Here is a 24,779-nt window from a genome sequence, read left to right as displayed (position 1 = left end):
CGTGTCCAAGAGACCTCACGATGTTCGCCAAATTCTCGATCCGCGCCAAGATCATCGCCGCGGTTGCGTTCCTGCTTGTCGCACTGACCGGTATGGGCCTGCTTGCAGTTTGGAACATGCGGGCGATCAACGCCAACACCGTCGACATCACGACCAACTGGCTGCCGAGCGTGCGCGTGCTCGGCGAGCTGCGCGCCGGGGTCATCACCTATCGCAACGTGATCCGCGAGCACATGCTGTCCGAGACGGCCGAAACCAAGCTGGCCCAGGAAAAGACGCTGGCGAACGTGATCGAGATGATTGCCAAGACCCGTACGGCCTACGAGCCGATGATTACATCCCCGGGCGAACGGGCGCTTTACAATCAGTGGGTCGAGACCTGGGACAAGTACCGCAAGGGCACCGAACAGGTGATGGAGCTGTCGCGCAAGGACGCCGGCAAGATTCCACATGACGCGCATGAGCTCAACACTCAGGTCGTGAACAAGATCGGCCTTGAGGCGGACGAAATTCTCAACAAGGACATCGCCTACAACAACACCGGAGCCGACAAGGCTGCGCAGGACGCCACCACCAGCTACAATTCGGCCTTCATGCTGCTCGCGGTGATCCTTGGCGGCGCCGTCCTGATCGGCATCGGTGTCAGCTTCTACCTGGTTCGCGACGTATCCGCCGGTATCGCTTCGATCATCGCGCCGATGCAGGCGCTGGGCCGCGGCGACCTCACCGCAGAGGTGCCGTACCAGGGCGAGAAGACCGAGATGGGCGCAATGGCCGATACGTTGCAGGTGTTCAAGGAAGCGCTGATCGCCAAGAAGGCGGCCGATGAGGCCGCTGCCGCCGATGCCGAAGCAAAGATCGAGCGCGGCCGCCGGGTCGACGCCATCACCCGCAATTTCGAGCAGATGATCGGTGAGATCGTGCAGACCGTGTCGTCGGCCTCGACCCAGCTCGAAGCCTCGGCCAGCACGCTGTCGTCGACCGCAAGGCGATCGCAGGAACTGACCACGTCGGTTGCCGCGGCGTCCGAGGAAGCCTCGACCAACGTCCAGTCGGTGGCCTCGGCGACCGAAGAGCTGTCGTCGTCGGTGACCGAGATCAGCCGCCAGGTGCAGGAATCGGCGCGGATGGCGGGCGACGCCGTCGGCCAGGCGCGCACCACGAACGACCGCGTCAGCGAGCTGTCGAAGGCCGCCGCGCGGATCGGCGACGTCGTCGAGCTGATCAACACCATTGCCGGCCAGACCAATCTGCTGGCGTTGAATGCCACGATCGAGGCGGCGCGCGCCGGCGAGGCCGGCCGCGGCTTCGCGGTGGTGGCGTCCGAGGTCAAGGCGCTGGCCGAGCAGACCGCCAAGGCGACCGGCGAGATCGGCCAGCAGATCGCCGGCATCCAGACCGCGACCCAGGAGTCGGTCGGCGCGATCAAGGAGATCTCGTCGACCATCGAGCGGCTCTCGGAGATCTCGTCCACCATTGCCGCCGCGGTCGAGGAGCAGGGCGCGGCGACGCAGGAGATTTCCCGCAACGTGCAGCAGGCGGCGCAGGGCACCCAGCAGGTCTCGGCCAACATCACCGACGTGCAGCACGGCGCGAACGAAACCGGCTCGGCCTCGAGCCAGGTGCTGTCGGCGGCGCAATCGCTGTCGGGCGACAGCAACCGCCTCAAGCTCGAGGTCGGCAAATTCCTTGAGGCCGTGCGCGCGGCCTGACGTCAACTGCACGTTCGACCATCAGAGAATGCCCGGCCGTCAGGCCGGGCATTTTTCTTTGCACATGCGGCGCCCATTTGCATTTGCAGCGCTCAGTAGTTCCACGGAAGGCAGGATTAACGAACCGTAGTTCCACGCGCGATAATGTGCCGCATAGCGACGCGGCCACCCCGCACAGAAGCGCGCATTCCATTCCAAATCCGAACGAGGCACCCGGATGATGTTCCTGGCGAGATTCCGCATTCTCACGAAGATACTGGCGATTGTGGGCGGTCTCTCGATCATCGCCGGCATGCTTGCCTATCTTGGTATCTCCTCGCTGAAATCGCTGAGCGAGCGCGGCGTGGTCACAGCGCGCGCTACGGATCGTGCGCTGCTTTCGGCGCACGCCAACCAGAGTGTGCTGGCGATCAATCGCGCCGAATTCCGCAGCGCGCTCGATCCGCGCGATGAGAACCGGCTCGCGGCACGCTCCGTGATCGACCAGCAGCTCAAATTGCTCGAGGAGAGGTTGGCCGAGATCAGCAAGACCCAGGATCCGCAGACCATTGCGCTGCTGTCCGGCGTACGCTCCGCGCAGTCCGCCTACCAGGCTCAGCTGAAACAGACGCTCGATGCGGTCGATGGCGCCAGGGCCGCCGACCTGACCCAGTCCGCCGAAAAGCTGCGTGATGCCGCGATGAAGAGCCGCGCGGCCGCCGAGGAGCTGCAAGCCAAGGTCCGGGCGGTGGCCGACCGTCAGGATCAGCGCGTCAAGGAAAACATCAAGGCCAACGAGCAGGAATACACCGCGACCTCGGAGCTGCTGATCCTGCTTGCCGCCTCGGGCGTCCTGTTCGGCCTGCTGTTCGGCTTCGTCGTCGGACAATACGGTGTCGCAAAGCCGATCCGTGCCGTCGTCGAGATGTTGCAGCAGCTTGCCAATGGCCACTATGACATCGCGGTACACGGCACCGATCGCCGCGATGAGGTCGGCGACGTTGCCAAGACCGCGCTGGTCTTCAAGGACAACGGACTTGCCAATGCGCGGATGGCGCGCGAGCAGAAGGATATGGAAGTGCGCGCCGCAGCGCAGCGCCGCACCGACATGCTCCAGCTGGCCGATGGCTTCGAGCGCGCGGTCGGCGAGATCGTCGAAACCGTGGCATCCGCATCGACCGAGCTCGAAGCGTCCGCGACTACGCTGACCTCGACCGCCGAGCGCTCGCAGAACCTTGCGACGACCGTCGCCGCCGCCTCGGAGGAAGCGACCACCAACGTCCAGTCGGTGGCGTCCGCAACCGAGGAACTGTCATCGTCGGTGACCGAGATCAGCCGGCAGGTGCAGGAGTCGGCACGGATGGCGGGCGACGCCGTCAGCCAGGCCCGTGCGACCAACGACCGGGTCGGGGAGTTGTCGAAGGCGGCGGCCCGGATCGGCGATGTCGTCGAGCTGATCAACACCATCGCCGGTCAGACCAATCTGCTGGCGCTCAACGCGACCATCGAGGCGGCGCGAGCCGGCGAGGCCGGACGTGGCTTTGCGGTAGTGGCGTCCGAGGTGAAGGCGCTGGCCGAGCAGACCGCCAAGGCGACCGGGGAGATCGGCCAGCAGATCTCCGGCATCCAGGCCGCTACCGAGGACTCCGTGAGCGCGATCCGCGCGATCGGCTCGACCATCGAGCGGCTGTCGGAGATTTCGGCCGCCATTGCCGCCGCGATCGAAGAACAGGGCGCGGCGACCCAGGAAATATCCCGAAACGTGCAGCAGGCGGCGCAGGGCACCCAGCAGGTCTCGGCCAACATCACCGACGTGCAGCACGGCGCCAACGAAACCGGCTCGGCCTCGACCCAGGTGCTGTCGGCGGCGCAGTCGCTGTCGGGCGACAGCAGCCGCCTCAAGCTCGAGGTCGGCAAGTTCCTCAACGCCGTCCGCGCCGCCTGATCCGGTCCCATCCGGGCCGGGCCGGCCGGGATCGTTCTCCGGGCAACTAGTTGCAGCGTGGTGGGCCGGCCGGCTCGCCACGCTTTGCATTTTCGCAGAGCAGCGATGCGCTAGCCTTCCGGCGGCCGAAACGGCATCCTCAGCCGGCTCGCTTTCGGAGCAGGGCTGTCTCTTTTTGAACGACAACGCGGCCGTGTTCGGCGGTGCTACGTCCGGCGTGTCCCACCGATCCGCTTCGGCGTCACACTATGCCGAGGAAGTGAAAGCCGCCGCGGCGCCGCGGGTTGGCGTTTTGCCCGGCATCGGGTAAATCGGCCGCTACCGGAACGGCTTTTGCAATGTCGATTCCTCTGCCTGGGCTGGCTTTATTTCGGGAACGCTACTTTTATGATCGCACTGGTCCGTATCGCGCTGAGCCGGCCATATACTTTCGTCGTGCTCGCGATCCTGCTGCTGATTATCGGACCGCTGGCGGCGCTGCGTACGCCGACCGACATCTTTCCGGAGATCCGCATTCCCGTGATCGGCGTGGCATGGTCCTACACCGGCCTGCCACCGGATCAGATGTCCGGGCGTATCACCACGCCATTCGAGCGTACGCTGACCACGACGGTCAACGACATCGAGCACATCGTTGCGAACTCCTATAACGGCATCGGCATCGTCAAGATCTTCTTCCAGCCCAATGTCGACATCCGCACCGCCAACGCGCAGGTCACCGCGATCGCCCAGACCCTGCTCAAGCAGTTGCCGCCGGGCGCGACGCCGCCGCTGATCCTCAACTACAGCGCCTCGACGGTTCCGATCATCCAGGTCGCGCTGTCGGGCGAGGGATTGACCGAGCAGAACCTCGCCGACATCGGCATCAACCAGTTGCGGACGCCGCTGGTCACGGTGCCCGGCGCGGCGATCCCTTATCCGTATGGCGGCAAGCAGCGCCAGATCCAGATCGACCTCAATTCGACCGCCCTGCAGGCGCGCGGCCTCTCGGGCCAGGACGTCGCCAACGCGCTGGCGGCGCAGAACCTGATCACGCCGGTCGGCACCCAGAAGATCGGCAGTTTCGAATACACCATCAATCTGAACAACTCGCCGCTCCGTATCGAGGAGCTCGGCGACCTGCCGATCAAGACCGTCAACGGCGCCATGGTCTACGTGCGCGACGTCGCTACCGTCCGCGACGGCAACCCGCCGCAGACCAACATCGTCCATGTCGACGGCAATCGCTCGGTGCTGATGATGGTGCTGAAGGCCGGCGCGGTTTCGACGCTCGATATCATCGCCGGCATCAAGCAGAAGGTGATCGAGGTCAAGGACCAGCTCCCCGACGCGCTCAAGATCGGCTTCGTCGGCGACCAGTCGGTGTTCGTCCGCGGTGCGATCACCGGCGTCGCCTTCGAAGGCGTGATCGCAGCGCTTCTGACCAGCGTCATGATCCTGCTGTTCCTCGGCAGCTGGCGCTCGACCGTCATCATCGCGGTGTCGATCCCGCTGTCGGTGCTGGGCGCCATCATCATGCTGTCTCTGATCGGCGAGACGCTGAACATCATGACGCTCGGCGGCCTCGCGCTCGCGGTCGGCATCCTGGTCGACGACGCCACGGTGACGATCGAGAACATCAACTACCATCTGGAGCAGGGCAAGCCGGTCGAGCAGTCGATCCTCGACGGCGCCAACCAGATCGTGACGCCGGCCTTCGTCTCGCTGCTCTGTATCTGCATCGTGTTCGTGCCGATGTTCTTCCTCAGCGGCGTGGCGCGCTTCCTGTTCGTGCCGATGGCCGAAGCCGTGATGTTTGCGATGATCTGGTCGTTCATCCTGTCGCGCACCCTGGTGCCGACGATGGCGAACTACCTGCTGCAGCCGCATGTGCATCACGAGGGCGCGCCGCCGAAGTCGCGCAATCCCCTGGTCTGGTTCCAGCGCGGCTTCGAGGCGCGGTTCGAGCGTATCCGCAGCGGCTATCACAATTTGCTCGAGATGGCGCTCGGCCATCGCAAGGTGTTCGTCGGCGGCTTCCTCGTGGTCGTGGCGGCGTCGTTCCTGCTGGTGCCGTTCCTGGGCCGCAACTTCTTCCCGGCGGTCGACGCCGGCAACATCCTGATGCATGTCCGCACCCAGGTCGGCACCCGCGTCGAGGAGACCGCCAACCAGATGGCGGATGTCCAGAAGGCGATCCGCAAGCTGATCCCGGGCGAGATCGAGACCATGACCGACAACATCGGCATGCCGATCTCCAGCATCAACCTGACCTACAACAACACCGGCGTGATCGGCCCGCAGGATGCCGACATCCAGATCAAGCTGAAGGAAGGTCACAGGCCGACCGAGGAGCATGTGCGCGCACTGCGTGAGCAGTTGCCGCGGCTGTTCCCGGGCACCAGCTTCTCCTTCCTGCCGGCCGACATCGTCAGCCAGATCCTCAACTTCGGCGCGCCGGCGCCGATCGATTTGCAGATCCGCGGCGCCAATCTCGAGGCCAACTACGCCTATGCCAACAGGCTGCTGGCGAAGATCAAGCGGATTCCGGGCATCGCCGACGCGCGGATCCAGCAGTCACCGAACAATCCGACCTTCAACATCGACGTCGACCGCACCCGCGCGCAATATGTCGGCCTGACCGAACGCGACGTCACCAACGCGCTAGTGGTCAACCTCGCCGGCTCCTCGCAGGTCGCGCCGACCTACTATCTCAATCCCGACAACGGCGTGTCCTATTCGATCGTGATGCAGACGCCGCAATACCAGATCGACTCGCTGAGTGCGTTGCAGACCCTGCCGATCACCGCGACCGGCAACACCCAGGCGCCGATCCTCGGCGGCATCGCCGACATCAAGCGCGCCACCTCGAGCGCGGTGGTGTCGCAGTACGACATCCAGTCGCTGGTGCAGATCTATGCCACCACGCAGGGCCGCGATCTCGGCGGCGTCGCGACCGACGTGCGCCAGCTGATCGCCGATACCGCCAAGGAGGTGCCGAAGGGCTCGTCGGTGGTGCTGCTCGGCCAGGTCCAGACCATGAACTCGGCCTTCACCGGCCTGTTGTTCGGCCTGCTCGGCGCGGTCGTCCTGATCTACTTCCTGATCGTCGTGAACTTCCAGTCCTGGTCGGACCCGTTCGTGATCATCACGGCGCTGCCGGCCGCGCTGGCCGGCATCGTCTGGATGCTGTTCACCACCCAGACCACGCTTTCGGTTCCGGCGCTGACCGGGGCCATCATGTGCATGGGCGTCGCCACCGCGAACAGTGTGCTGGTGATCAGCTTCGCCCGCGAGCGCTATGAGGAACTCGGCGACCCCGTCGCGGCGGCGCTGGAGGCCGGATTCGTCCGGTTCCGCCCGGTGCTGATGACGGCGCTCGCCATGATCATCGGCATGGCGCCGATGGCGCTGGGGATGGGCGAGGGTGGCGAGCAAAACGCGCCGCTGGGCCGGGCGGTGATCGGCGGCCTGATCTTTGCGACCTTCGCGACGCTGATGTTTGTTCCCGTGGTATTCAGTATGGTACACAAGAAGCAAGGCGCCAAAGCCGCCGCCTCATCGGAGATTCCGCATGCAGCCCACTGAACAGCGCCCACCGGTGTCCCGCCGGAGACTGGGCATATTCGGCGTGGTTGCACTGGTCGGCGCCGGGCTGATCGTCGGCACCGGGATCCGCGCCCGTGAGGAGCAGGACACCAGACTGAAGGAATGGACCGACGACCAGGCCATTCCGACGGTCGCGGTGGCGCTGCCCAACGCCAAGGCGCTGAGCCCCACGATCGACCTGCCGGGCCGGCTCGAGGCCTATTCCCGCGCGCCGATCTATGCCCGGGTGTCCGGCTATCTCAAGAACTGGGACGCCGACATCGGCGCCCGGGTCAAGACCGGGCAGGTGATCGCCGAGATCGAGGCGCCCGACCTCGACCAGCAATTGCTGCAGGCGCGCGCCGATCTCGCCAGCGCCCAGGCCTCGGCCAAGCTCTCCGAGGCGACGCTGGCCCGGCGCAAGACGCTGGTGGCGTCCAACTTCGTCTCGGCGCAGGAGATCGACGAGCGCACCGCCGACCTCTCCAACAAGAACGGCGCGGTGAAGGCCGGCCAGGCCAATGTCGAGCGGCTGGAAGCGCTCGCCGGCTACAAGAAGATCACGGCGCCGTTCGACGGCGTGGTGACCTCGCGCGACACCGACGTCGGCGCGCTGATCAACGCCGGCGGCAATTCGGGCCCCGCGATGTTCACGATCTCGGACATCACCAAGCTGCGCGTCTATGTCAACGTGCCGCAGAACTACGTGCCGGCGATCAAGATCGGCGCCAAGGCCACGCTGGCGTTGCCGGATTACCCGAACCGCAACTTCCAGGCGACGGTGGAGGCGTCCTCGCAGGCGGTCGATGTCGCCTCCGGCACGACGCGGATGCAGCTCGGGCTCGACAACTCCTCCGGCGAATTGATGCCGGGCAGCTATGCCAGCGTGAAGCTCAATCTACAGCGCGAGTCCACGCCGCTCAGCATTCCCGCCAGCGCGCTGATCTTCAACAGCAGCGGCCTGCGGGTCGCGACCGTCGGCCCCGACGACAAGGTGCTGTTCAAGACCGTGAAGATCGGCCGCGACCTCGGCAAGGAGATCGAGATCGCCTCGGGCCTCGCGCCCGACGATCGCATCATCACCGCCCCGCCGGATGGCCTGGCCGACGGCGACCATGTCCGCGTCACCGGCGCCGGCGCCAAGGGCAAGCCGACCACCGCGTCCGAGAAGCAGGACGTGAAGGGGTAAATCCTTCGTAGCCCGGATGAAGCGAAGCGTAATCCGGGGCAGATCGTCAGCGGACAGAGCCGCCCCGGATTGCGCTGCGCTCCATCCGGGCTACGCACGAAAGCGGCTTGCTCCGCCGTCATCCCTGCGCAAAGGCGAAGCCTTGCGGCGCGACAGGAACTGTTACCCCACCCGCCATTCCGGCACGCCGTCACTGGCCGTGACGATGTCGCCCGTGCCGCCGACCGGCGTGCGGTCCATGTTCTGGAGATGCGCCAGCGTCGTTGTGTCGCTCGCCCGGATGCGGCCGAGCGTGCGGCGGCCGTCCTCGGTGCGCAGCATGGTGACGCCGTGCTCGACCTCGCCATTGGCGCGGTAGATCACGGTGAAGGCCTCGACCTTGCCCTTGCCTGTTGCCTCGGCGGTGAAGTCGGGCACGTCGCGCCGGTTGCGGTCGGCCTCGGCCTGCACGCTGGTGTCCTGCTTGAGCGCGGCCGTCGGCGCCGCGCGCGACAGCACGAGGCCATGATGCTTGGTGACGAAGCCGCCCTGGCCATAGAGCAGGCCGAGCGTGCCGCCGCTTCTCAATTTGCGCACCATCGCGCAGGCCGAATGCGTCATGTAGGTGTTGAGCGGCGCGCCGAAGAAAGTGAGGCCACCGGTGACCGTCGGCTGCACGTCGGCGCCGAGGCCGAGCGTCCGGCGCGCCATCTTCGGCACGCAGGGGAAGCAGCTATAGAGCTCGATCGCGTCGAACTTCCTGCCGTCGCCGCCGGCGAGATCCATCACCGCCTTCAGCACCGCGGTCTGCGCGTGGCTCTCGACGAACTGGTCGCGGATCAGATAGTCGCGCGGCTCTTCCGCCGAGGCGCCGCCGAGCGGATAGATCAGCTTGTCTTCCGGCACGCCGGCGGCGCGCGCCTTGGCGAGGCTGGTCAGGATCAGCGCGCCACCCATGTTCACGGTCGGGTTCGCCACCATCAGCTTTGTGTACGGCCAGGCGATCATCCGGTTGTCCGGCGTCGCGGTGGTGATCTCGTCGCCGCTGAACTTCTTCTTCAGCCATGAGCTCGGATTGTCGGCGGCGACCCGCGCATAGGTCGACCACAGCTCGCCGGATTCCTTCAGCGCCTCGCGCGGGGTCTGGCCCCAATGCGCCGAGGTTGCGGACTCATAGAGCGGATAGACCGTGATCGGCCGGAACACGCCGAGCGTCACCGCGAGCGGCTTCTGGAACGCGGCGCCGCGCTTCGGCTCCTCGACGTCGTGCGCGAACGGCGTCCACGGCAGTGTGAGGCCGGCGCGCTGCGCCTTGGTCGCGGTCGACTGCGCCTCCGCCCCGCACACCGCGGCGACGCTGCATTCGCCGCGCGCGATGCGCTGCGCCGCTTCGTGCAGATAGCGGATTGGGCTCTCGCCGCCGACCGGGCCGTAATAGAGGTGCGCGGGCGCAATGCCGAGCCGCGCCGCCAGTTGCTTCTCGGGATCGCGGTAGCGCCAGCTCAGGAAGTTGACGACGTCGAGCGACTGGATCTCGCCAAGCAGCTTCGCGCCGCTGTCGGCCTCCGCGCGCTTCAGCGCCTCTTCGAGCAGCGTGAGCGGCTCGAGGCCGGCGGCGACGTCCTTCGGACGATCGACGATCTCGCCGACGCCGACGATGACGGGAATGCGGTCTTCGGGGATGCTGTTCGACATTCTTGTTGGTTCACTCTGAGGTATTGGACTCGATGATTGTTCAAGGCGTCATTGCGAGGAGCAAAGCGACGAAGCAATCCATGCTTCCGCCGGGGTGAGATGGATTGCTTCGCTTCGCTCGCAATGACGGCGAGGAGGGATCGTCACTCCGCCACCAGCGCGTTCATGTGCTCGACGGCCTCGACGAAATCTTCCTTGAACTCCTGCACCACGGCGCCGGCGGATTTGACGCTGTCGACGAGGCCGACGCCCTGGCCGACGAAATAGCTGACGAGATCGCGCGCCTTCGCGTTGCCGGCGGCGGCCGAGCGGTCGATGGCGTTGAAGGCGTCGCGGCTGATGATGCTTTGCAGCGGCATCGGCAGCGCGCCGGGGCTATCCGGCGAGCGGTCCCACGCGTCGGTCCACACCGAGCGGAGCTGCCGCGCCGGCTTGCCGGTGCGGCCCTTGGAGCGGATTGCGTCGCGCGAGGAGGCCGCGATCATCTTCTCGCGGAAGATCTCCGAGGTCTCCGACTCCACGGTCGCAAGCCACACCGAGCCGGTCCAGGCGCCGGCCGCGCCCATCGCCATGCAGGCCGCCATCTGGCTGCCGGTCATGATGCCGCCGGCGGCGAGCACCGGCACGTCACGGATCTTCTTGACCGCCTTGATCACCTCGGGCACCAGCACCATGGTCGAGACCTCGCCGCAATGGCCGCCCGCCTCGGTGCCCTGCGCGACGAGGATGTCGACGCCGGCCGCGACCTGGCGCAGCGCGTGCTCCTTGGAGCCGACCAGGGCTGCGACCGGCACGCCGTGCTTGCGGCCCATCTCTATCATCGCCTTCGGCGGCACGCCGAGCGCGTTGGCGATCAGCCGGATCGGATGCCGGAACGACACTTCCAGCAGTTGCAGCGCGGTCTCGGCATCGAACGGCTGCGGCTGGTTGTCGGCGACATTGCGGCTGGTCAGCTCGATGTCGTACTTCTTCAGGAGATCGCGGGTGAAGTCGCGATGCTGCTGCGAGACGCGCGCCTCGAGGCTTTTCCAGGTGACGTTCTTCTCGCCCGCGGTGGAGATGTTTTCGGGGATCAGCACGTCGATGCCGTAGGGCTTGCCGTCGACATGCGCATCGATCCACTTCAGCTCCTGCTCCAGAGTCTCCGGCGAATGCGCGGTGGCGCCGAGCACGCCGAAGCCGCCGGCGCGGCTGACCGCGGCCACCACGTCACGGCAATGGCTGAAAGCGAGCAGGGGGAAATCAATTCCCAGCATGTCGCAGATCGGTGATTTCATGGACTGGTTCTCTCCCGGCGGCTGCTTCTTGTGCTTGTTGGCGTCAGCCCCCTGCGACGCTAGCGCATCACGGTCGGCGAAGCCAAGCGGGTTTCGGCCGCGGCGATCTTGCGTGCACGCGCTGCTGGGCTGCATCGCTCGCAGCGCATTCCGCTGGGTAGAAAATGCGATCCGGTGGGCTGGGCAAAGCGTTTCGTGCCCACCATCTAGTGCGGACATGGGATAGGCCGGCGGCCGCCGCGCCACCTAGCAAGAACATCAACCGGGAGCCACGACGTGACTGACATTCCTGCCTACGAGCCGCCGAAAGTCTGGACCTGGAACAAGGAGAGCGGCGGGCGCTTCGCCAGCATCAACCGGCCGATCGCAGGCCCGACCCACGACAAGGAGCTACCGGTCGGTCGCCATCCGCTGCAACTCTACTCGCTGGCGACCCCGAACGGCGTCAAGGTCACCGTGATGCTGGAAGAGCTGCTGGCGGCGGGCCACAAGGGCGCGGAATACGACGCCTGGCTGATCAAGATCGACGGCAACCAGTTCGGCAGCGGCTTCGTTGCCGTCAATCCGAATTCCAAGATTCCGGCGCTGATGGATCGCAGCGGCAAGGAGCCGATCCGGGTGTTCGAGTCGGGTTCGATCCTGGTCTACCTCGCGGAAAAGTTCGGCGCGTTCCTGCCGACCGACGTCAAGACCCGCGCCGAGACCTTCTCCTGGCTGTTCTGGCAGATGGGCTCGGCGCCCTATCTCGGCGGCGGCTTCGGGCATTTCTATGCCTATGCACCGACCAAGATCGAATATGCCATCGATCGCTTTGCGATGGAGGTGAAGCGCCAGCTCGACGTGCTCGACCGCCGGCTCGCCGACAACGAATATCTCGCCGGCGACGTCTACACCATCGCCGACATGGCGGTGTGGCCGTGGTACGGCGGGCTGGCCAAGGGGCTGCTCTATGGTGGCGGCGAATTCCTCTCGGTGCAGGACTACAAGAACGTGCAGCGCTGGACCGATGCGATCGCGGCACGGCCGGCGGTGAAGCGCGGCCGCATGGTCAACCGCACCTGGGGTGAGCCGTCGAGCCAGCTCCACGAGCGCCACGACGCCAGCGATTTCGAGAGCAGGACGCAGGACAAGGTTGCGGAGCAGACGGCGTCGTAGTTTGTAGGGCGGATTAGCCGACCGCGTCCGCCGTAGCTCAACGAGCGAAGGCGGAAGGGGTAATCCGCCATCATGCGCCCCCACAAAGATCGGCGGGTTGCGCTTCGCCAACCCGCCCTACGGATCCGGGCCTTACCCGAGCAAATCGTCGTACTCCGGATGCTTCTTCATGAAGCCCTGGATGAACTCGCATTTCACCACGAGCTTGATGCCTTGCGCGCGGACGGCGTCGAGCGTGGCACGCGCGATCTTCGAGCCGATGCCACGGCCGCCGAGCTCCGGCGGCACTTCGGTGTGCACCAGCGTGATCGTGTCCGGCGTCTTGCGGTAGACCACGAAAGCGGTGCCACCGTCGACGGCGAGCTCGAACCGGCTTTGCGCCGCGTTGTCGCTGAAGGTTTCGCTCATTGTCTTGTCCTTATTTCTTCTGTACGCCCTCGGCCACGGGAAACACCACACGGTCGTCGGTGTGGCAGTAGCGGTCGGCGAACATGCGGCCGATCGGGTGGTAGCGTTCCATGTGGACGCGCATCGCGTCACGGTCCCACAATTCGTCGCGGATGTGGAAGTGGATGCCCTCGCCCATGATCAGCTGGCGGTCGCCATTGACGTCGATCAGCTTCCAGGTCCTGCACTCCATCGCGAACGGCGCGTCGGCGAGGCGAGGGACCGCGATCTTGCTGGACGGCGCAAGCTTCATGCCGAGATAATCCGGCTCGCCGATCTCCGGCGGGAAGTCGCCGCTGCTTTCGTGCATCGCGCGCGCCAGCGGTTCGTCGGTCAGGTTGACCACGAATTCGCCCACGCGTTGGATGTTGACCAGGGTGTCCTTCTCGCGGCCGTCGGGTCTGCGGTTGACCGCGAACATGCACAGCGGCGGGTCCTCGCAGAACACGTTGAAGAACGAGAACGGCGCCGCATTGACCACGCCATCCGCGTTCTGGCTCGTCACCCAGGCGATCGGCCGCGGCAGCACGAAGGAAGTCAGCACCTTGTAGCGTTCGCGCTGGCTGAGGTCGCTGGGGGAATATTCCATGGGGGACTCTCTTGTTCGCCTCGACCCGCTTGCAGGGTGAGGCCGGATTTCAAGCGTAGCTTGAAATCCGGGTGAGGGGGACTCTCCGCGAGTCTCTCTCACCGACTTCGCGGAGACTCCCCTCATCCCGACCTTCTCCCCGCACGCGGGGAGAAGGCGAAGATAGACTACGGCATGCTCAGCTCGTGGCGGCCGACCACCATCCAGTGCACCTCGTCCGGACCGTCGGCGAAGCGGAGATGGCGGACGTCCTGGTACATTTCGCCGAGCGGCGACCACTGCGAGATACCGGTGGCGCCGTGCATCTGGATTGCCTGGTCGATCACCTTGCAGGCGCGCTCGGGGACCATGGCCTTGACCATCGAGACCCAGACGCGGGCTTCCTTGTTGCCGAGCACGTCCATCGCCTTGGCCGCCTTCAGCACCATCAGCCGCATCGCCTCGATCTCGCAGCGAGCCTGGGCGATGATCTGCATGTTGCCGCCGAGATGGGCGATCTTCTTGCCGAAGGCTTCGCGGGTCAGGCCGCGCTGCACCATCATGTCGAGCGCCTTCTCGGCCTTGCCGATGGTGCGCATGCAGTGATGGATGCGGCCCGGTCCGAGGCGGACCTGCGAGATCTCGAAGCCGCGGCCTTCGCCGAGCAGCATGTTCTCCTTCGGCACCTTGCAATTGTTGAAGCGCAGATGCATGTGGCCGCGCGGCGCGTGATCATGGCCGAACACATGCATGGGCCCGAGGATCTCGACGCCGGGGGTGTCGATCGGGACCAGGATCTGCGACTGCTGCTTGCTCGGCGCGGCGTCGGGATTGGTCTTCACCATCACGATCATGATCTTGCAGCGCGGATCGCCGGCGCCGGAGATGTAATACTTCTCGCCGTTGATCACCCACTCGTCGCCGACCAGCTTGGCGGTGGTCGAGATGTTCTTTGCGTCGGAGGAGGCGACGTTCGGCTCGGTCATCGCATAGGCCGAGCGGATCTCACCGTTGAGCAGCGGCTTCAGCCACTTCTCCTTCTGCGCCTTGGTGCCGACGCGCTCCAGCACTTCCATGTTGCCGGTGTCCGGCGCCGAGCAGTTCATCGTCTCCGAGGCCAGCGGGCTCTTGCCGAGCTCGGCGGCGATGTAGGCGTAGTCGAGGTTGTTGAGGCCGTCGCCGGTCTCGGCATCGGGCAGGAAGAAATTCCAAAGGCCGACTTCCTTGGCCTTGTCCTTGGCCTTCTGCAGGATCGCGAGCTGCTCGTCCGTGAAGCTCCAGCGGTTGGTCTTCTTCTCGCCGGCGCGATAGAACTCGACCGACATCGGGTCGACGGTGTCGCGGATGAACTGCTTCACATGGTCGTAGAGCGGGCGGACCTTGTCCGACATCCGGAGGTCGTTGAGCTCGTCGCCCGGACTGAGCGTGTAGTTCGTGGTGCGCGGCACATAGGCATGTTTCATTGTCTTTTCTCCCTCGCGAAGGCGCGTTTCGCGGCGGACAATAGACGCGGGCGCCGCCAAGTGCGAGCACCGATTTTCCTGATATCCCTGCCGCATCGCGGAATTTGGCGGCGGCGTTTCAAACGTTGTTTGAACGCCGCCGCATACAGCATTAAAGAGTCCCGGCGGTCGCCGGTTAGCTCATTCGGTGCATTGCGCAGATCTTGTTGCCGTCGAGGTCACGCAGATAGGCGAGATAGAGCCTGATGCCGTTGCCTTCGCGCACGCCTGGCGGGTCCTCGCAGGGCTTGCCGCCATTGGCGACGCCGGCCGCGTGCCAGGCATGGACTTGCTCCGGCGAAGAGCAGGCAAAGCCGATCGTGCCGCCATTGGCGTGGGTCGCCGGCTCGCCGTTGATCGGCTTGGAAACCATGAAAATGCCGGCCTTGGTCAGGTACATAATGCGGTGACCGTCGACCCGCGCCGGCCGGACATCGAGCGTGCCGAGCAGCGCATCATAGAACGCCTTGGCCTTGTCCAGATCGTTGGTGCCAACCATCACGTGCGAAAACATCTGAAATATCCTCCCTGCTTGCTGAAAGCCGCTTTGTGCGCCCCTCGCGGCGCGAACGCTAGCAGCAGTTTTGTCGCGGCGAAAGCGACGCAGCGTCGCGTGGATGTATGACTCACAGACCGCGCAACACACTCGCTGTCGTCCCGGCGAAGGCCGGGACCCATTACCCCAAATGGTTATCGTTGCGCGATGCTGGGGCCACAGCCTTCTTTAACAACTCAACCCTGTGGTTATGGGTCCCGGCTTTCGCGGGGACGACACCGGTGTTGCGGCCGTGAATCCTCAGAACGCTGTGTACCCGCCGTCAATCACGAAGCAATCCGCCGTATGATACGACGACGCCTGGCTCATCAAGTACACCGCGATGCCGCCGAAATCGCTCGGCTCGCCGAAGCGGCGCACCGGGATGCGCGGTATCACGTTGGCGACGAACTTGTCGTTGGCCATGATGCCGGCGGTCATGTCGCTCTTGATCCAGCCGGGCAGGATCGCATTCGCGGTGACGCCGTGGCGGGCGAGCTCGACGCCGAGCGCGCGGCACAGCGCATTCAGTGCGGCCTTGGTACCGGCATAGTGCTCGTTGCGCGCGGTGCCGAACAGCGAGGCGAGGCTCGAGGTCGCAACCAAGCGGCCGAACTTGTCGCCAGCCTCGGCGCGCTCGGTCATGTGGCGTGCCGCAGCCTGGAATACGTGGAAGACGCCGTCGAGATTGGTCGCGAACATCTTGCGCCATTCCTCCTCGGTGCGGTCGATGAAGGAGCGGCGTCCGCCGCCGCCGATGCCGGCATTGGCGAAGCAGCCGTCGACGCGGCCGAAGGTGTCGAGCGTCGCCTTCATCGCGGTCTTGACCGAGCCGGGATCGCTGACGTCGCAGAACTGGGTCGCGACCTTGCCTGGGCCGGCCTTCATCGAGGCGGCGGCGTTGGCGTTTTTTTCCGCGTTGCGGCCCCAGATCGCGACGTTGCAGCCGGCGGCGTTCAACGCCTGCGCGATGCCGAGCCCGATGCCGCCATTGCCGCCGGTGATGACAGCGACGCGGCCGGTGAGATCGAAGATGCCACTCATTGGGGTTTCCATTTGGTTTGGTGCGCGCTAATCACGCGTTCACGGATGGGCTTGTCGTCGACCATGGACAAGCCCGGCACAAAAATCAAATATGGGTCCAAACATAGGTCGACGCATCGACCTACCGCGGTACCAACCGCCGAGGCAACGTAAAGAGGAAACCATGCAGTTCAAGCACGTCACGCTCGACTTCGACGGATCGGTCGCGATCCTCAAGCTCGACCATCAGGAAGTCATGAACGCGGTTTCGATCGACATGCTGGGCGGCCTTGCAGAGGCGCTCGATGCGATCGACGACAAGCGCGACGAGGTGCGCTGCCTGGTGATCACGGGCGCGGGCAGGGCCTTCTGCACCGGCGCCAATCTGCAGGGCCGCAACCAGCAGCAGAAGCCCGGCAGGAGCAATGCCGGCGCGGCGCTGGAGACCGCGTTCCATCCGTTCCTGCGCCGATTGCGTAAGCTACACTGTCCGATCGTGACGGCGGTCAACGGTCCGGCCGCCGGCGCCGGGATGAGCTTTGCATTGATGGGCGACCTCATCCTGTGCGCGCGCTCGTCCTATTTCCTGCAGGCGTTCCGCCGCATCGGCCTGGTGCCGGATTGCGGCTCGACCTGGCTGTTGCCGCGGCTGATCGGCAAGGCGCGCTCGGTCGAGCTGTCGCTGCTCGGCGAGCGGCTGCCGGCCGAGAAGGGGCTTGAATGGGGCCTCGTCAACCGCGTCTATGACGACGCCGCGCTGATGGAAGAGACGATGAAGATGGCGCACGATCTCGCCAACGGCCCGACAGTCGCGCTGTCGCTGATCCGCAAGCTGTATTGGGACAGCCCGGAAAATACCCTCGAGGATCAGCTCAATCTGGAATTCGAGTCGCAGCGGATCGCGGGCCGCGCGGAGGATTTCAAGGAAGGCGTCACGGCGTTTCTCGAAAAGCGACCGGCGAAGTTCAAAGGCAAATGATCGAGACCGAACTCAACCGCTGCGTCGCCGCGTTTCATCCCGGTGCCACCGGTGTCACCGGTGCGGCAAAATTGTCCGGCGGCGCCAGCCAGGAGACCTGGACGTTCGACATCGTGCACCCGGACGGCACGATCGGCGCGATCCTGCGCCGTGCGCCGCCGGGCTATGGTGCCGCGCCCGGCCGCGCCGCCGGGCTCGATGCCGAGGCCACGCTGATGCAACTCGCGCATGATGCGGGCCTGCCGTCGCCGAAGGTGATGCACGTGCTGGCGCCGGAGGACGGCCTTGGCCGCGGCTTCATCATGGCGCGGGTCGAGGGCGAGACCATCGCGCGGAAAATTTTGCGCGACGAGGAATATGCCGGTGCGCGACCGTTGCTGGCGCGCCAGCTCGGCCGCGTCATCGCCGGCATCCACAGCCTGCCGCAGGCCAAGCTGCCGAAGCTGCGCAGCCTGACGGCAACCAAGGAGATCGAGGATCTCTCCCGCGAGTATCACAGCTTCGACTGGCCGCGGCCGGTGTTCGAGCTGGCGCTGCGCTGGCTACGCGATCACGATCCCGGTCCGCCGTCCGAGGTCACGCTGGTGCATGGCGACTTCCGCCACGGCAATCTGATCATCGGCCCCGACGGGGTGCGCGCAGTGCTCGACTGGGAGCTTGCGCATTTCGGTGATCCGATGGAGGATCTCGGCTGGATCTGCGTCAATTCCTGGCGCTTCGGCGAGATCGACAAGCCGGTCGGCGGCTTCGGCACCCGCGAAGATCTGTTCGCAGGATACGAGGAAGCCGGCCGCAAGGCTGAGCCCGATCGCGTGAAGTTCTGGGAAGTGATGGGCACATTGCGCTGGGGCGTGATGTGCTGCGGCATGATGCAGCGCTTCCGCCTGGGCCCCGATCACTCGATGGAGCGCGCGATGATCGGGCGCCGGGCGTCGGAGACCGAGATCGATCTGTTGCGGCTGCTCGCTCCGCGAGGGAAATAACCATGCAGGACGAACCGACACCCACCGAACTGATCAAGGCCGTCGCCGATTTCCTGCGCAACGAGATCGCGCCGGCGATCAAGGGGCACAACAGCTTCAAGCTGCGCGTCGGCATCAACGCGCTCGATCTGGTGACGCGGCAGCTCGCGCTGGCCGAGGCCGGCGATGCGACCGAGGCCGCGCGGTTGAAGGCGCTGCTCGGCGCGGATGGCTCGCTGATGGAGCTGAACCGCGCACTGTCGGCGAAGATCGCAGGCGGCGAGGTCGATCTGACAACGCCGGGGCTGCCGGAGCATCTCTGGCAGACCACGATGGACAAGCTCGCCGTCGACCAGCCGAACTACGCGGCGTACAAGAGGGAGCTCGGAAAGTAGGGAGGGTGGAGCGCAATACATCCGGCGTCGTCCCGGCGAAGGCCGGGACCCATAACCACAAATATTGGTTGTAACGCACTGCCGGAACGACGATCCCGTTCACAACACCGGCTGCGGAGTATGGGTCCCGGCCTTCGCCGGGACGACCAGTGGAGAGAGCGGTTACCGCCCCAGCCACTTCGGCGGGCGCTTCTCCGAAAATGCCTTCGGGCCCTCGATGTAATCCTGCGAGGCGGCCATCGCCTTCACGGCCGGATATTCGCGCTGCTCGGTCATGGCCTGCTCGAGCGAGACTTCGAGGCCCTTCTGGATCGCCTGCTTGGAGGCGCGGATCGACATCGGCGAGTTCTTGGTGATGGTCTCGGCCCAGCGCTCGGCGGCGGCCAAGGCCTCACCCTGCGGCACCACCTCGTTGACGAAGCCGAGCTCGAGGCCTTCCTTGGCGCTGACGTGGCGCGCGGTCAGGATCATGCCCATGGCGCGCTTCAGGCCGATCTGGCGCGGCAGCCGCTGCAAGCCGCCGGCAAGCGCCGCGAGACCGACGCGCGGCTCGGGCAGGGCGAAGGTCGCATTCTCCGCCGCAATGATCAGGTCGCAGGCCAGCGCAACCTCGAAGCCACCACCCATAGCGACGCCGTTGACGGCGGCGATAATCGGCTTGTCGCAGTCGAAGCGGGTGGTCAGGCCGCCGAAGCCGCCCTTGTCCCAGCCGCGCTTGCCGCCCGCGGCCTGCCATTTCAGGTCGTTGCCGGCGCAGAACGCCTTGTCGCCGGCGCCGGTGACGATCGCGACCCACTGCTCGGGATCGGCGGAGAAGTCGTCGAACACCTTGTTGAGCTCGAAATGCGCGTCGATGTGCAACGCGTTGTAAACCTCGGGCCGCGACAGCGTCACGATGGTGATGGGACCCTTGCGCGTCACCTTGGAGAATTTCAGATCCATGTTTGCTCCCGTCGATTTTCTGCGGCGAAGAATATTGCCGATATCCTAGCGCCTGCGCGCCGTTCCGTGCCATCCAATTACGCAACGCGACCGCGCGCGCAAGCCTCACCCGCCTGCTTGACTTGGCGGCGCGCTTCTCACCTTAATCGGTTCGAATGGGCATCTGCGATAGCGCCTAAACGCAAAACCAGAAACAACAAGTTCTTCGGGAGTGACCGCCTTGGATTTCAATCTGCCGGCTGACCTGACCGCTTATCTCGCCGAGCTCGACCAGTTCATCGAACGCGAGATCAAGCCGCTGGAAGAAGCTGACGACAACATCCGCTTCTTCGATCACCGGCGCGAATGGGCGCGCACCGATTTCGACAAGGGCGGCCTGCCGCGCCGTGAATGGGAACTGCTGCTGCGCAAGGTCAAGAATCTCGCCGACGCCGCCGGCCATCTGCGTTTCGCGATCCCGAAGCGTTACGGCGGCAAGGACGGCTCCAATCTCTGGATGGCCGTGATCCGCGAGCATTTTGCCTCGAAGGGGCTCGGTCTGCACAACGACCTGCAGAACGAGCATTCGATCGTCGGCAATCTCCCGCTCGTGACCATGCTCGATCGTTACGGAACCGACGAGCAGAAGGCGATGATCGACGGCTCGATCACGGGCACCTACCGCATCACGTTCGGCCTGACTGAGCCCGAGCATGGCTCCGACGCCACGCACATGGAAACCAAGGCGGTGCCGGCCACGCGCGACAACGTCAAGGGCTGGATCATCAACGGCGAGAAGATGTGGACGACCGGCATGCATGTCGCGACCCACTGCGCGCTGTTTGCCCGCACCTCCGGCAATGACGGGGATGCGCGCGGCATCAGCTGCTTCCTGGTGCCTGCGAAGTCGCCGGGCGTGAAGGTCGAGGAGTATATGTGGACCTTCAACATGCCGACCGATCATCCGCGCGTCAGCTTCACCGACGTGTTCGTGCCCGAGGATGCGCAGTTCGGCGAGGTCGGCCGCGGCCTGTCGCTGGCGCAATGTTTTGTCCATGAGAACCGCATCCGGCAGGCGGCGAGTTCGCTGGGAGCCGCAGTCTACTGCATCAACGAGAGCGTGAAGTATGCTCGCGAGCGCAAGCCGTTCGGCAAGGCGCTGGCCGAGAACCAGGCGATCCAGTGGCCGCTGGTCGAGCTCGCGACCCAGGCCGAGATGCTGCGGCTGCTGATCCGCAAGACCGCCTGGGAGATGGACCAACTCACCCAGGCACAGGTCGAGCACACGCTGTCGGATCGGGTTTCGATGTGCAACTTCTGGGCAAACCGGCTGTGTTGCGAGGCCGCCGACCGCGCGATGCAGGTGCATGGCGGCATGGGCTATTCGCGCCACAAGCCGTTCGAGCACATCTACCGCCATCATCGCCGCTATCGCATCACCGAAGGCAGCGAGGAAATCCAGAAGCGCAAGGTGGCGGGCTTCCTGTTCGGCTACATGGGAGCCGGCAAGCACTGAGACCCAAACAGAGGAGGCGGTACGACATGGAGGGTGGATGCACCTGCAGAAACGTCCGCTACCGCCTCAACGGCAGGCCGTTGATCGTGCATGCCTGCCACTGCACCTGGTGCCAGCGCGAGACCGGCACCGTGCACGCGCTGAACGCGATGTACGAGGCCGAGCGGGTCGAACACGTCGCGGCCGAGCCGGAGATCGTCGACACGCCGTCGGCGAGCGGCAAGGGCCAAAAGATCGCGCGTTGCCCGCGCTGCAAGGTCGCGGTGTGGAGCAATTATCCGGGCTCGGGACCGGCGGTCCGCTTCGTCCGCGTCGGCACGCTGGACGATCCGGGCCAGTGCCCGCCGGATGTCCACATCTTCACGTCGTCGAAGCAGCCCTGGGTGACGTTCCCGCCAGGCGCGAACGTGTTTGCCGAGTATTACGATCGGCGAGAGGTCTGGCCGGAGGAGGCGCAGCTGCGCTGGCGCACGATGCGGGAGAGGACGAAGGAGGCGTGATGCGAACCACGCTCTCCATCGTCGTCCCGGCGAAGGCCGGGACCCATAACCACGGTCGGTTGTCGGTTGAGCGGGCTGTGGCCCCAGGGTCTTACCACCACCAACAACGGTGGTAATGGGTCCCGGCCTTCGCCGGGACGACGGGGCAGGTTAATTCACCTGCCGATCTTTCCCCGCCCAGTACGGCTCACGCAAGCTCCGCCGCAGAATCTTGCCCGACGGGTTGCGCGGCAGCGCCGGGATGAAGTCGACCGATTTCGGCGTCTTGTAGCCGGCGATCCGCTCGCGGGTGAAGTTGATGATGTCGGTCGCGGTCGCGCTCTTGCCCGGCTTCATCACCACCACGGCCTTCACCGCCTCGCCCCATTTGTCGTCGGGGATGCCGATCACGGCGGCTTCGGCGACATCAGGGTGATCGCACAGCGCGCTCTCGACTTCGGCCGGATAGATGTTCTCGCCGCCGGAGATGATCATGTCCTTGATGCGGTCGTGGATGTAGAGATAACCGTCTTTATCCATGTAGCCGGCATCGCCGGTGCGCAGCCAGCCGTCGCTATCGATGGTGCGGGCGGTGGCCTCCGGTAGATTCCAGTAGCCGGCCATGTTGGAGCCGGAGCGGGTGGCGATCTCGCCGACTTCGCCCGGCGGCAGCGGCTTGCCGTCCGGATCGAGGATCGCGAGCTCGATGCCGGGCAGCGCCTTGCCGGCCGAGCGCATCCGGTCGAGCCCTTCGATGTGATCCTCCGGCGGCAGCGCGACGATGGTGCCTGTCGTCTCGGTCATGCCGTACATCTGCACGAAGCCGCATTTGAAGACCTCGATGCACTCTTTGAGCAGCGCCGCCGGGATCGGCGAGGCGCCGTACAGCATGTATTTCAGGCGGGAAAAATCGACCTGCCGCGCGCGCGGCTGCCGCACCACGAACTGCATCGCGGCCGGCACCATGAACAATTTGGTGATGCCGGACTGCTCGAAGAAGTCGAGCACCTTGGTCGGGTCGAACTCGCGGGCGATCACGCCGCGGGCGCCGTGATAGAGCCCCATCACGCCCCAGCCGGAGCCACCGATGTGGAAGATCGGCATCGCGACCAGCGAGACGTCGTCGGTGGTCCACCGGTTCCATTCCGGCTTCTCGGCCTCGTTGCCGCTCTGCACCAGATTGAGGAAGTTGGCGTGCGACAGCATCGCGCCTTTAGGCTTGCCCGTGGTGCCCGAGGTGTAGAGCTGGATCGCGATGTCCTTCGGCTCGATCGCAACGCGCGGGTCGTCGCCGCTCTGCGCGTCGCGCCACGCCAGATAGTCGGGCCATTCCGGCGCGCCGCCCTCGGTCGTGATGATGCTGCGGACGCTGGGCAGCTTGTCGCTGATGTTGCGCGCCTGCGTGATGAACTCAGGACCGACGAACAGAATGGGGGCTTTGCAATCGTCGACGATGAAGGCGACCTCGGGGCCTGCGAGGCGCCAGTTCACCGGCGCCATCACCACGCCGGCCTTCATCGCCCCCATCAGCAATTCGAAATAGAAGTCGCTGTTCTTGCCGAGATAGGCGATGCGCTCGCCTTTCCTGATGCCCATCGCGACCAGCGCGTTGGCGACACGGTTGGTGTTGGTGTCGAATTCGGCGAAACTGGTTTGCCGCCCCTCGAACTCATAGGCCAGCGCGTCGCCGCGGCTGTTGGCGCGGTCGCGCACCATGTCGGCAAGGTTGCTCAGCTTCGGCGCGTCGGACATGTTTCCCCCGTGACGTCTTGTTTTGGTTGCGCGGAGTGTGGCGGCATCGCGCGGGAAAAACAATACGGGGGGAGGTGGGTGCGCTATATCCCCAGCGTCGTCCCGGGCTTGACCCGGGACCCATAACCACAGGATTCAGTTATCGAGCACGCTGTCGCCCCAGCGTGCTCAATGTTTTCGAGCGGTGGTTATGGGTCCCGGCCTTCGCCGGGACGACAGTGGTGATTGCGGCAGGTACGCGTGCCTCAGCCTCGCGCCGCGCGATCCTTCTCGTTCTGCGCCTTGATCGAGTCGCGCGCCTTGGTCCAGTCGTCGTCGCTCCAGTCGCGCAGCTGGTAGAAATTGCCGCCCATCGCCAGCGCCTGCGCGCCGTCCATGGCGATGGTCTCGCCGTTGATCCAGTCGCAGCCTCCGGAGATCAGGAACACCGCGAGGTTTTGCAGCTCCTCCATGGTGCCGACCCGGCCCATCGGGTTCATCGCCTTGGTACGCGCGCCGGCCTCGTCGCCGGGCTTGATACGCTTGCTCATGCCCTCGGTCGGGATCTCGCCGGGGGCGATGGTGTTGAGGCGGATGCCGTGGCGGCCCCATTCGATCGCGAGCGACATGGTCATGGCATGGATCGCCGACTTGCTCATCGCCGACGGCACCACGTAAGGCGAGCCGTTGCGCACCCAGGTCACGGTGATCGACACCACGTTGCCGCGATGCCCGCCTGCGATCCAGCGCCGGCCCACCGCGTGCGTCACGTAGAAGGTGCCGTGCATCACGATGTTGGCGACGGCGTCGAAACCGCGTGGCGACAGCTCTTCGGAGCGCGAGATGAAATTGCCGGCGGCGTTGTTGATGAGATCGGTGAGGGGGCCGCTGGTGGTCCAGATCGCCTCGATCATCTCGTCGACCGCCATCGCGTTGCGGATATCGACACCGTGGCTGACGACGCGTCCGCCATGCTCGGCCATCAGCTCGGTGGCGGTCTCGTCGCAAACGCTCTTGCGGCGCCCGCAGATATGCACCTCGGCCCCGAGTTGCAGGAACCGGGTGGCCATCGACTTGCCGAGGCCAGTGCCACCACCGGTTACCAGGATGCGCCGCCCGGCAAGAAGCTGATTGGTGAACATCGTTTCCTCCACGGGGGTTGTCAGTTAATTGGTCGATTGACTAAAAGCGGACAACGGCCTTTGTGTAAAGCGCCAACTCAG

Annotated in this window: 20 protein-coding genes; 10 read left to right on the top strand and 10 right to left on the bottom strand. The window is 65.3% G+C overall.

Translation table 11 applies throughout. The features are described 5' to 3' along the window. Nucleotides 1-20: 20 nt before the first annotated feature. From BRSPCE3_RS05205 to BRSPCE3_RS05190, 4 genes are all read left to right on the top strand, one after another. Entirely contained in the window at nucleotides 21-1,712 is a 1,692-nt protein-coding gene (locus tag BRSPCE3_RS05205; protein ID WP_244064626.1) for a methyl-accepting chemotaxis protein, read from the top strand. 217 nt (nucleotides 1,713-1,929) lie between these two features. Then, nucleotides 1,930-3,636: a methyl-accepting chemotaxis protein gene (locus tag BRSPCE3_RS05200; protein WP_244064625.1), complete on the top strand. Its 1,707-nt coding sequence runs from the start codon at nucleotides 1,930-1,932 to the stop codon at nucleotides 3,634-3,636. Nucleotides 3,637-4,023: 387 nt separating this feature from the next. Next, entirely contained in the window at nucleotides 4,024-7,203 is a 3,180-nt protein-coding gene (locus BRSPCE3_RS05195) for an efflux RND transporter permease subunit (RefSeq protein ID WP_244064624.1), read from the top strand. Then, on the top strand, nucleotides 7,190-8,392 hold the full coding sequence (locus BRSPCE3_RS05190) for an efflux RND transporter periplasmic adaptor subunit (protein WP_244064623.1): 1,203 nt from the start codon (nucleotides 7,190-7,192) through the stop codon (nucleotides 8,390-8,392). Before BRSPCE3_RS05195 ends, BRSPCE3_RS05190 begins: the two co-directional genes overlap by 14 nt. Before the next feature lie 162 nt (nucleotides 8,393-8,554). Here the strand turns inward: BRSPCE3_RS05190 and BRSPCE3_RS05185 are convergent, their stop codons facing one another. After that, nucleotides 8,555-10,066 (bottom strand): acetyl-CoA acetyltransferase, encoded by a 1,512-nt coding sequence (locus BRSPCE3_RS05185; protein WP_244064621.1) that lies wholly within the window; start codon nucleotides 10,064-10,066, stop codon nucleotides 8,555-8,557. A gap of 143 nt (nucleotides 10,067-10,209) precedes the next feature. Beyond that, entirely contained in the window at nucleotides 10,210-11,343 is a 1,134-nt protein-coding gene (locus BRSPCE3_RS05180) for a nitronate monooxygenase (RefSeq protein WP_244064619.1), read from the bottom strand. A 276-nt stretch (nucleotides 11,344-11,619) separates the two neighbouring features. On the opposite strand from BRSPCE3_RS05180, the gene yghU reads away from it, so the two are divergent. Next, complete coding sequence (yghU, locus tag BRSPCE3_RS05175; protein ID WP_244064618.1) at nucleotides 11,620-12,498, top strand: glutathione-dependent disulfide-bond oxidoreductase; 879 nt, start codon at nucleotides 11,620-11,622, stop codon at nucleotides 12,496-12,498. Nucleotides 12,499-12,630: 132 nt separating this feature from the next. Here yghU and BRSPCE3_RS05170 read toward each other — a convergent pair whose 3' ends face one another. The 5 genes from BRSPCE3_RS05170 to BRSPCE3_RS05150 form a co-directional block, all read right to left on the bottom strand. After that, nucleotides 12,631-12,906, bottom strand: a complete 276-nt coding sequence (locus tag BRSPCE3_RS05170) for a GNAT family N-acetyltransferase (RefSeq protein ID WP_244064617.1) — start codon at nucleotides 12,904-12,906, stop codon at nucleotides 12,631-12,633. A 10-nt stretch (nucleotides 12,907-12,916) separates the two neighbouring features. Next, entirely contained in the window at nucleotides 12,917-13,534 is a 618-nt protein-coding gene (locus BRSPCE3_RS05165) for a flavin reductase family protein (protein WP_244064616.1), read from the bottom strand. A 167-nt stretch (nucleotides 13,535-13,701) separates the two neighbouring features. Beyond that, on the bottom strand, nucleotides 13,702-14,976 hold the full coding sequence (locus BRSPCE3_RS05160) for an acyl-CoA dehydrogenase family protein (protein WP_106329037.1): 1,275 nt from the start codon (nucleotides 14,974-14,976) through the stop codon (nucleotides 13,702-13,704). Nucleotides 14,977-15,151: 175 nt separating this feature from the next. Beyond that, nucleotides 15,152-15,529 carry a VOC family protein gene (locus BRSPCE3_RS05155; protein ID WP_244064614.1) on the bottom strand — a complete coding sequence of 126 codons (378 nt, stop codon included), beginning with the start codon at nucleotides 15,527-15,529 and terminating at the stop codon, nucleotides 15,152-15,154. A 282-nt stretch (nucleotides 15,530-15,811) separates the two neighbouring features. Then, a complete protein-coding gene (locus BRSPCE3_RS05150; protein WP_244064613.1) occupies nucleotides 15,812-16,594 on the bottom strand; it encodes an SDR family NAD(P)-dependent oxidoreductase in 783 nt (260 codons plus the stop codon). Between the two features lie 163 nt (nucleotides 16,595-16,757). Here BRSPCE3_RS05150 and BRSPCE3_RS05145 point away from each other — a divergent pair, with 163 nt between their 5' ends. The 3 genes from BRSPCE3_RS05145 to BRSPCE3_RS05135 are packed head-to-tail and all read left to right on the top strand — an operon-like array spanning nucleotide 16,758 to nucleotide 18,909. Then, on the top strand, nucleotides 16,758-17,552 hold the full coding sequence (locus BRSPCE3_RS05145; RefSeq protein WP_244064611.1) for an enoyl-CoA hydratase/isomerase: 795 nt from the start codon (nucleotides 16,758-16,760) through the stop codon (nucleotides 17,550-17,552). Beyond that, entirely contained in the window at nucleotides 17,549-18,535 is a 987-nt protein-coding gene (locus tag BRSPCE3_RS05140; protein ID WP_244064610.1) for a phosphotransferase family protein, read from the top strand. The genes BRSPCE3_RS05145 and BRSPCE3_RS05140 overlap by 4 nt, the downstream gene beginning before the upstream one ends. 2 nt (nucleotides 18,536-18,537) lie before the next feature. After that, the gene (locus BRSPCE3_RS05135; RefSeq protein ID WP_244064608.1) at nucleotides 18,538-18,909 is read left to right on the top strand and encodes a DUF6285 domain-containing protein; all 372 of its coding nucleotides are present in this window, start codon (nucleotides 18,538-18,540) and stop codon (nucleotides 18,907-18,909) included. A 162-nt stretch (nucleotides 18,910-19,071) separates the two neighbouring features. On the opposite strand, the gene BRSPCE3_RS05130 is transcribed toward BRSPCE3_RS05135, so the two are convergent. Beyond that, nucleotides 19,072-19,851 carry an enoyl-CoA hydratase-related protein gene (locus tag BRSPCE3_RS05130; RefSeq protein WP_244064607.1) on the bottom strand — a complete coding sequence of 260 codons (780 nt, stop codon included), beginning with the start codon at nucleotides 19,849-19,851 and terminating at the stop codon, nucleotides 19,072-19,074. 220 nt (nucleotides 19,852-20,071) lie between these two features. On the opposite strand from BRSPCE3_RS05130, the gene BRSPCE3_RS05125 reads away from it, so the two are divergent. After that, nucleotides 20,072-21,346 (top strand): acyl-CoA dehydrogenase family protein, encoded by a 1,275-nt coding sequence (locus tag BRSPCE3_RS05125; RefSeq protein WP_244064606.1) that lies wholly within the window; start codon nucleotides 20,072-20,074, stop codon nucleotides 21,344-21,346. 26 nt (nucleotides 21,347-21,372) lie between these two features. Further along, entirely contained in the window at nucleotides 21,373-21,846 is a 474-nt protein-coding gene (locus BRSPCE3_RS05120; protein WP_244064604.1) for a GFA family protein, read from the top strand. Nucleotides 21,847-21,996: 150 nt separating this feature from the next. Here BRSPCE3_RS05120 and BRSPCE3_RS05115 read toward each other — a convergent pair whose 3' ends face one another. Then, nucleotides 21,997-23,577: a fatty acid--CoA ligase gene (locus BRSPCE3_RS05115; RefSeq protein ID WP_244064603.1), complete on the bottom strand. Its 1,581-nt coding sequence runs from the start codon at nucleotides 23,575-23,577 to the stop codon at nucleotides 21,997-21,999. Between the two features lie 245 nt (nucleotides 23,578-23,822). Next, complete coding sequence (locus BRSPCE3_RS05110) at nucleotides 23,823-24,698, bottom strand: SDR family oxidoreductase (protein ID WP_244064602.1); 876 nt, start codon at nucleotides 24,696-24,698, stop codon at nucleotides 23,823-23,825. Between the last annotated feature and the right edge of the window lie 81 nt (nucleotides 24,699-24,779).

Source organism: Bradyrhizobium sp. Ce-3 (assembly GCF_022835695.1).
In the GTDB taxonomy this organism is placed as follows: domain Bacteria; phylum Pseudomonadota; class Alphaproteobacteria; order Rhizobiales; family Xanthobacteraceae; genus Bradyrhizobium.
This window is presented reverse-complemented; position numbering and strand designations above follow the sequence as displayed.

What these genes read in the sequence shown, in the direction of transcription:
- BRSPCE3_RS05205 (WP_244064626.1), top strand. Translation starts at nt 21, where the DNA reads ATGTTCGCCAAATTCTCGATCCGCGCCAAGATCATCGCCGCGGTTGCG.
- BRSPCE3_RS05200 (WP_244064625.1), top strand. Translation starts at nt 1,930, where the DNA reads ATGATGTTCCTGGCGAGATTCCGCATTCTCACGAAGATACTGGCGATT.
- BRSPCE3_RS05195 (WP_244064624.1), top strand. Translation starts at nt 4,024, where the DNA reads ATGATCGCACTGGTCCGTATCGCGCTGAGCCGGCCATATACTTTCGTC.
- BRSPCE3_RS05190 (WP_244064623.1), top strand. Translation starts at nt 7,190, where the DNA reads ATGCAGCCCACTGAACAGCGCCCACCGGTGTCCCGCCGGAGACTGGGC.
- BRSPCE3_RS05185 (WP_244064621.1), bottom strand. Translation starts at nt 10,066, where the DNA reads ATGTCGAACAGCATCCCCGAAGACCGCATTCCCGTCATCGTCGGCGTC.
- BRSPCE3_RS05180 (WP_244064619.1), bottom strand. Translation starts at nt 11,343, where the DNA reads ATGAAATCACCGATCTGCGACATGCTGGGAATTGATTTCCCCCTGCTC.
- BRSPCE3_RS05170 (WP_244064617.1), bottom strand. Translation starts at nt 12,906, where the DNA reads ATGAGCGAAACCTTCAGCGACAACGCGGCGCAAAGCCGGTTCGAGCTC.
- BRSPCE3_RS05165 (WP_244064616.1), bottom strand. Translation starts at nt 13,534, where the DNA reads ATGGAATATTCCCCCAGCGACCTCAGCCAGCGCGAACGCTACAAGGTG.
- BRSPCE3_RS05160 (WP_106329037.1), bottom strand. Translation starts at nt 14,976, where the DNA reads ATGAAACATGCCTATGTGCCGCGCACCACGAACTACACGCTCAGTCCG.
- BRSPCE3_RS05155 (WP_244064614.1), bottom strand. Translation starts at nt 15,529, where the DNA reads ATGTTTTCGCACGTGATGGTTGGCACCAACGATCTGGACAAGGCCAAG.
- BRSPCE3_RS05150 (WP_244064613.1), bottom strand. Translation starts at nt 16,594, where the DNA reads ATGAGTGGCATCTTCGATCTCACCGGCCGCGTCGCTGTCATCACCGGC.
- BRSPCE3_RS05145 (WP_244064611.1), top strand. Translation starts at nt 16,758, where the DNA reads ATGCAGTTCAAGCACGTCACGCTCGACTTCGACGGATCGGTCGCGATC.
- BRSPCE3_RS05140 (WP_244064610.1), top strand. Translation starts at nt 17,549, where the DNA reads ATGATCGAGACCGAACTCAACCGCTGCGTCGCCGCGTTTCATCCCGGT.
- BRSPCE3_RS05135 (WP_244064608.1), top strand. Translation starts at nt 18,538, where the DNA reads ATGCAGGACGAACCGACACCCACCGAACTGATCAAGGCCGTCGCCGAT.
- BRSPCE3_RS05130 (WP_244064607.1), bottom strand. Translation starts at nt 19,851, where the DNA reads ATGGATCTGAAATTCTCCAAGGTGACGCGCAAGGGTCCCATCACCATC.
- BRSPCE3_RS05120 (WP_244064604.1), top strand. Translation starts at nt 21,373, where the DNA reads ATGGAGGGTGGATGCACCTGCAGAAACGTCCGCTACCGCCTCAACGGC.
- BRSPCE3_RS05115 (WP_244064603.1), bottom strand. Translation starts at nt 23,577, where the DNA reads ATGTCCGACGCGCCGAAGCTGAGCAACCTTGCCGACATGGTGCGCGAC.
- BRSPCE3_RS05110 (WP_244064602.1), bottom strand. Translation starts at nt 24,698, where the DNA reads ATGTTCACCAATCAGCTTCTTGCCGGGCGGCGCATCCTGGTAACCGGT.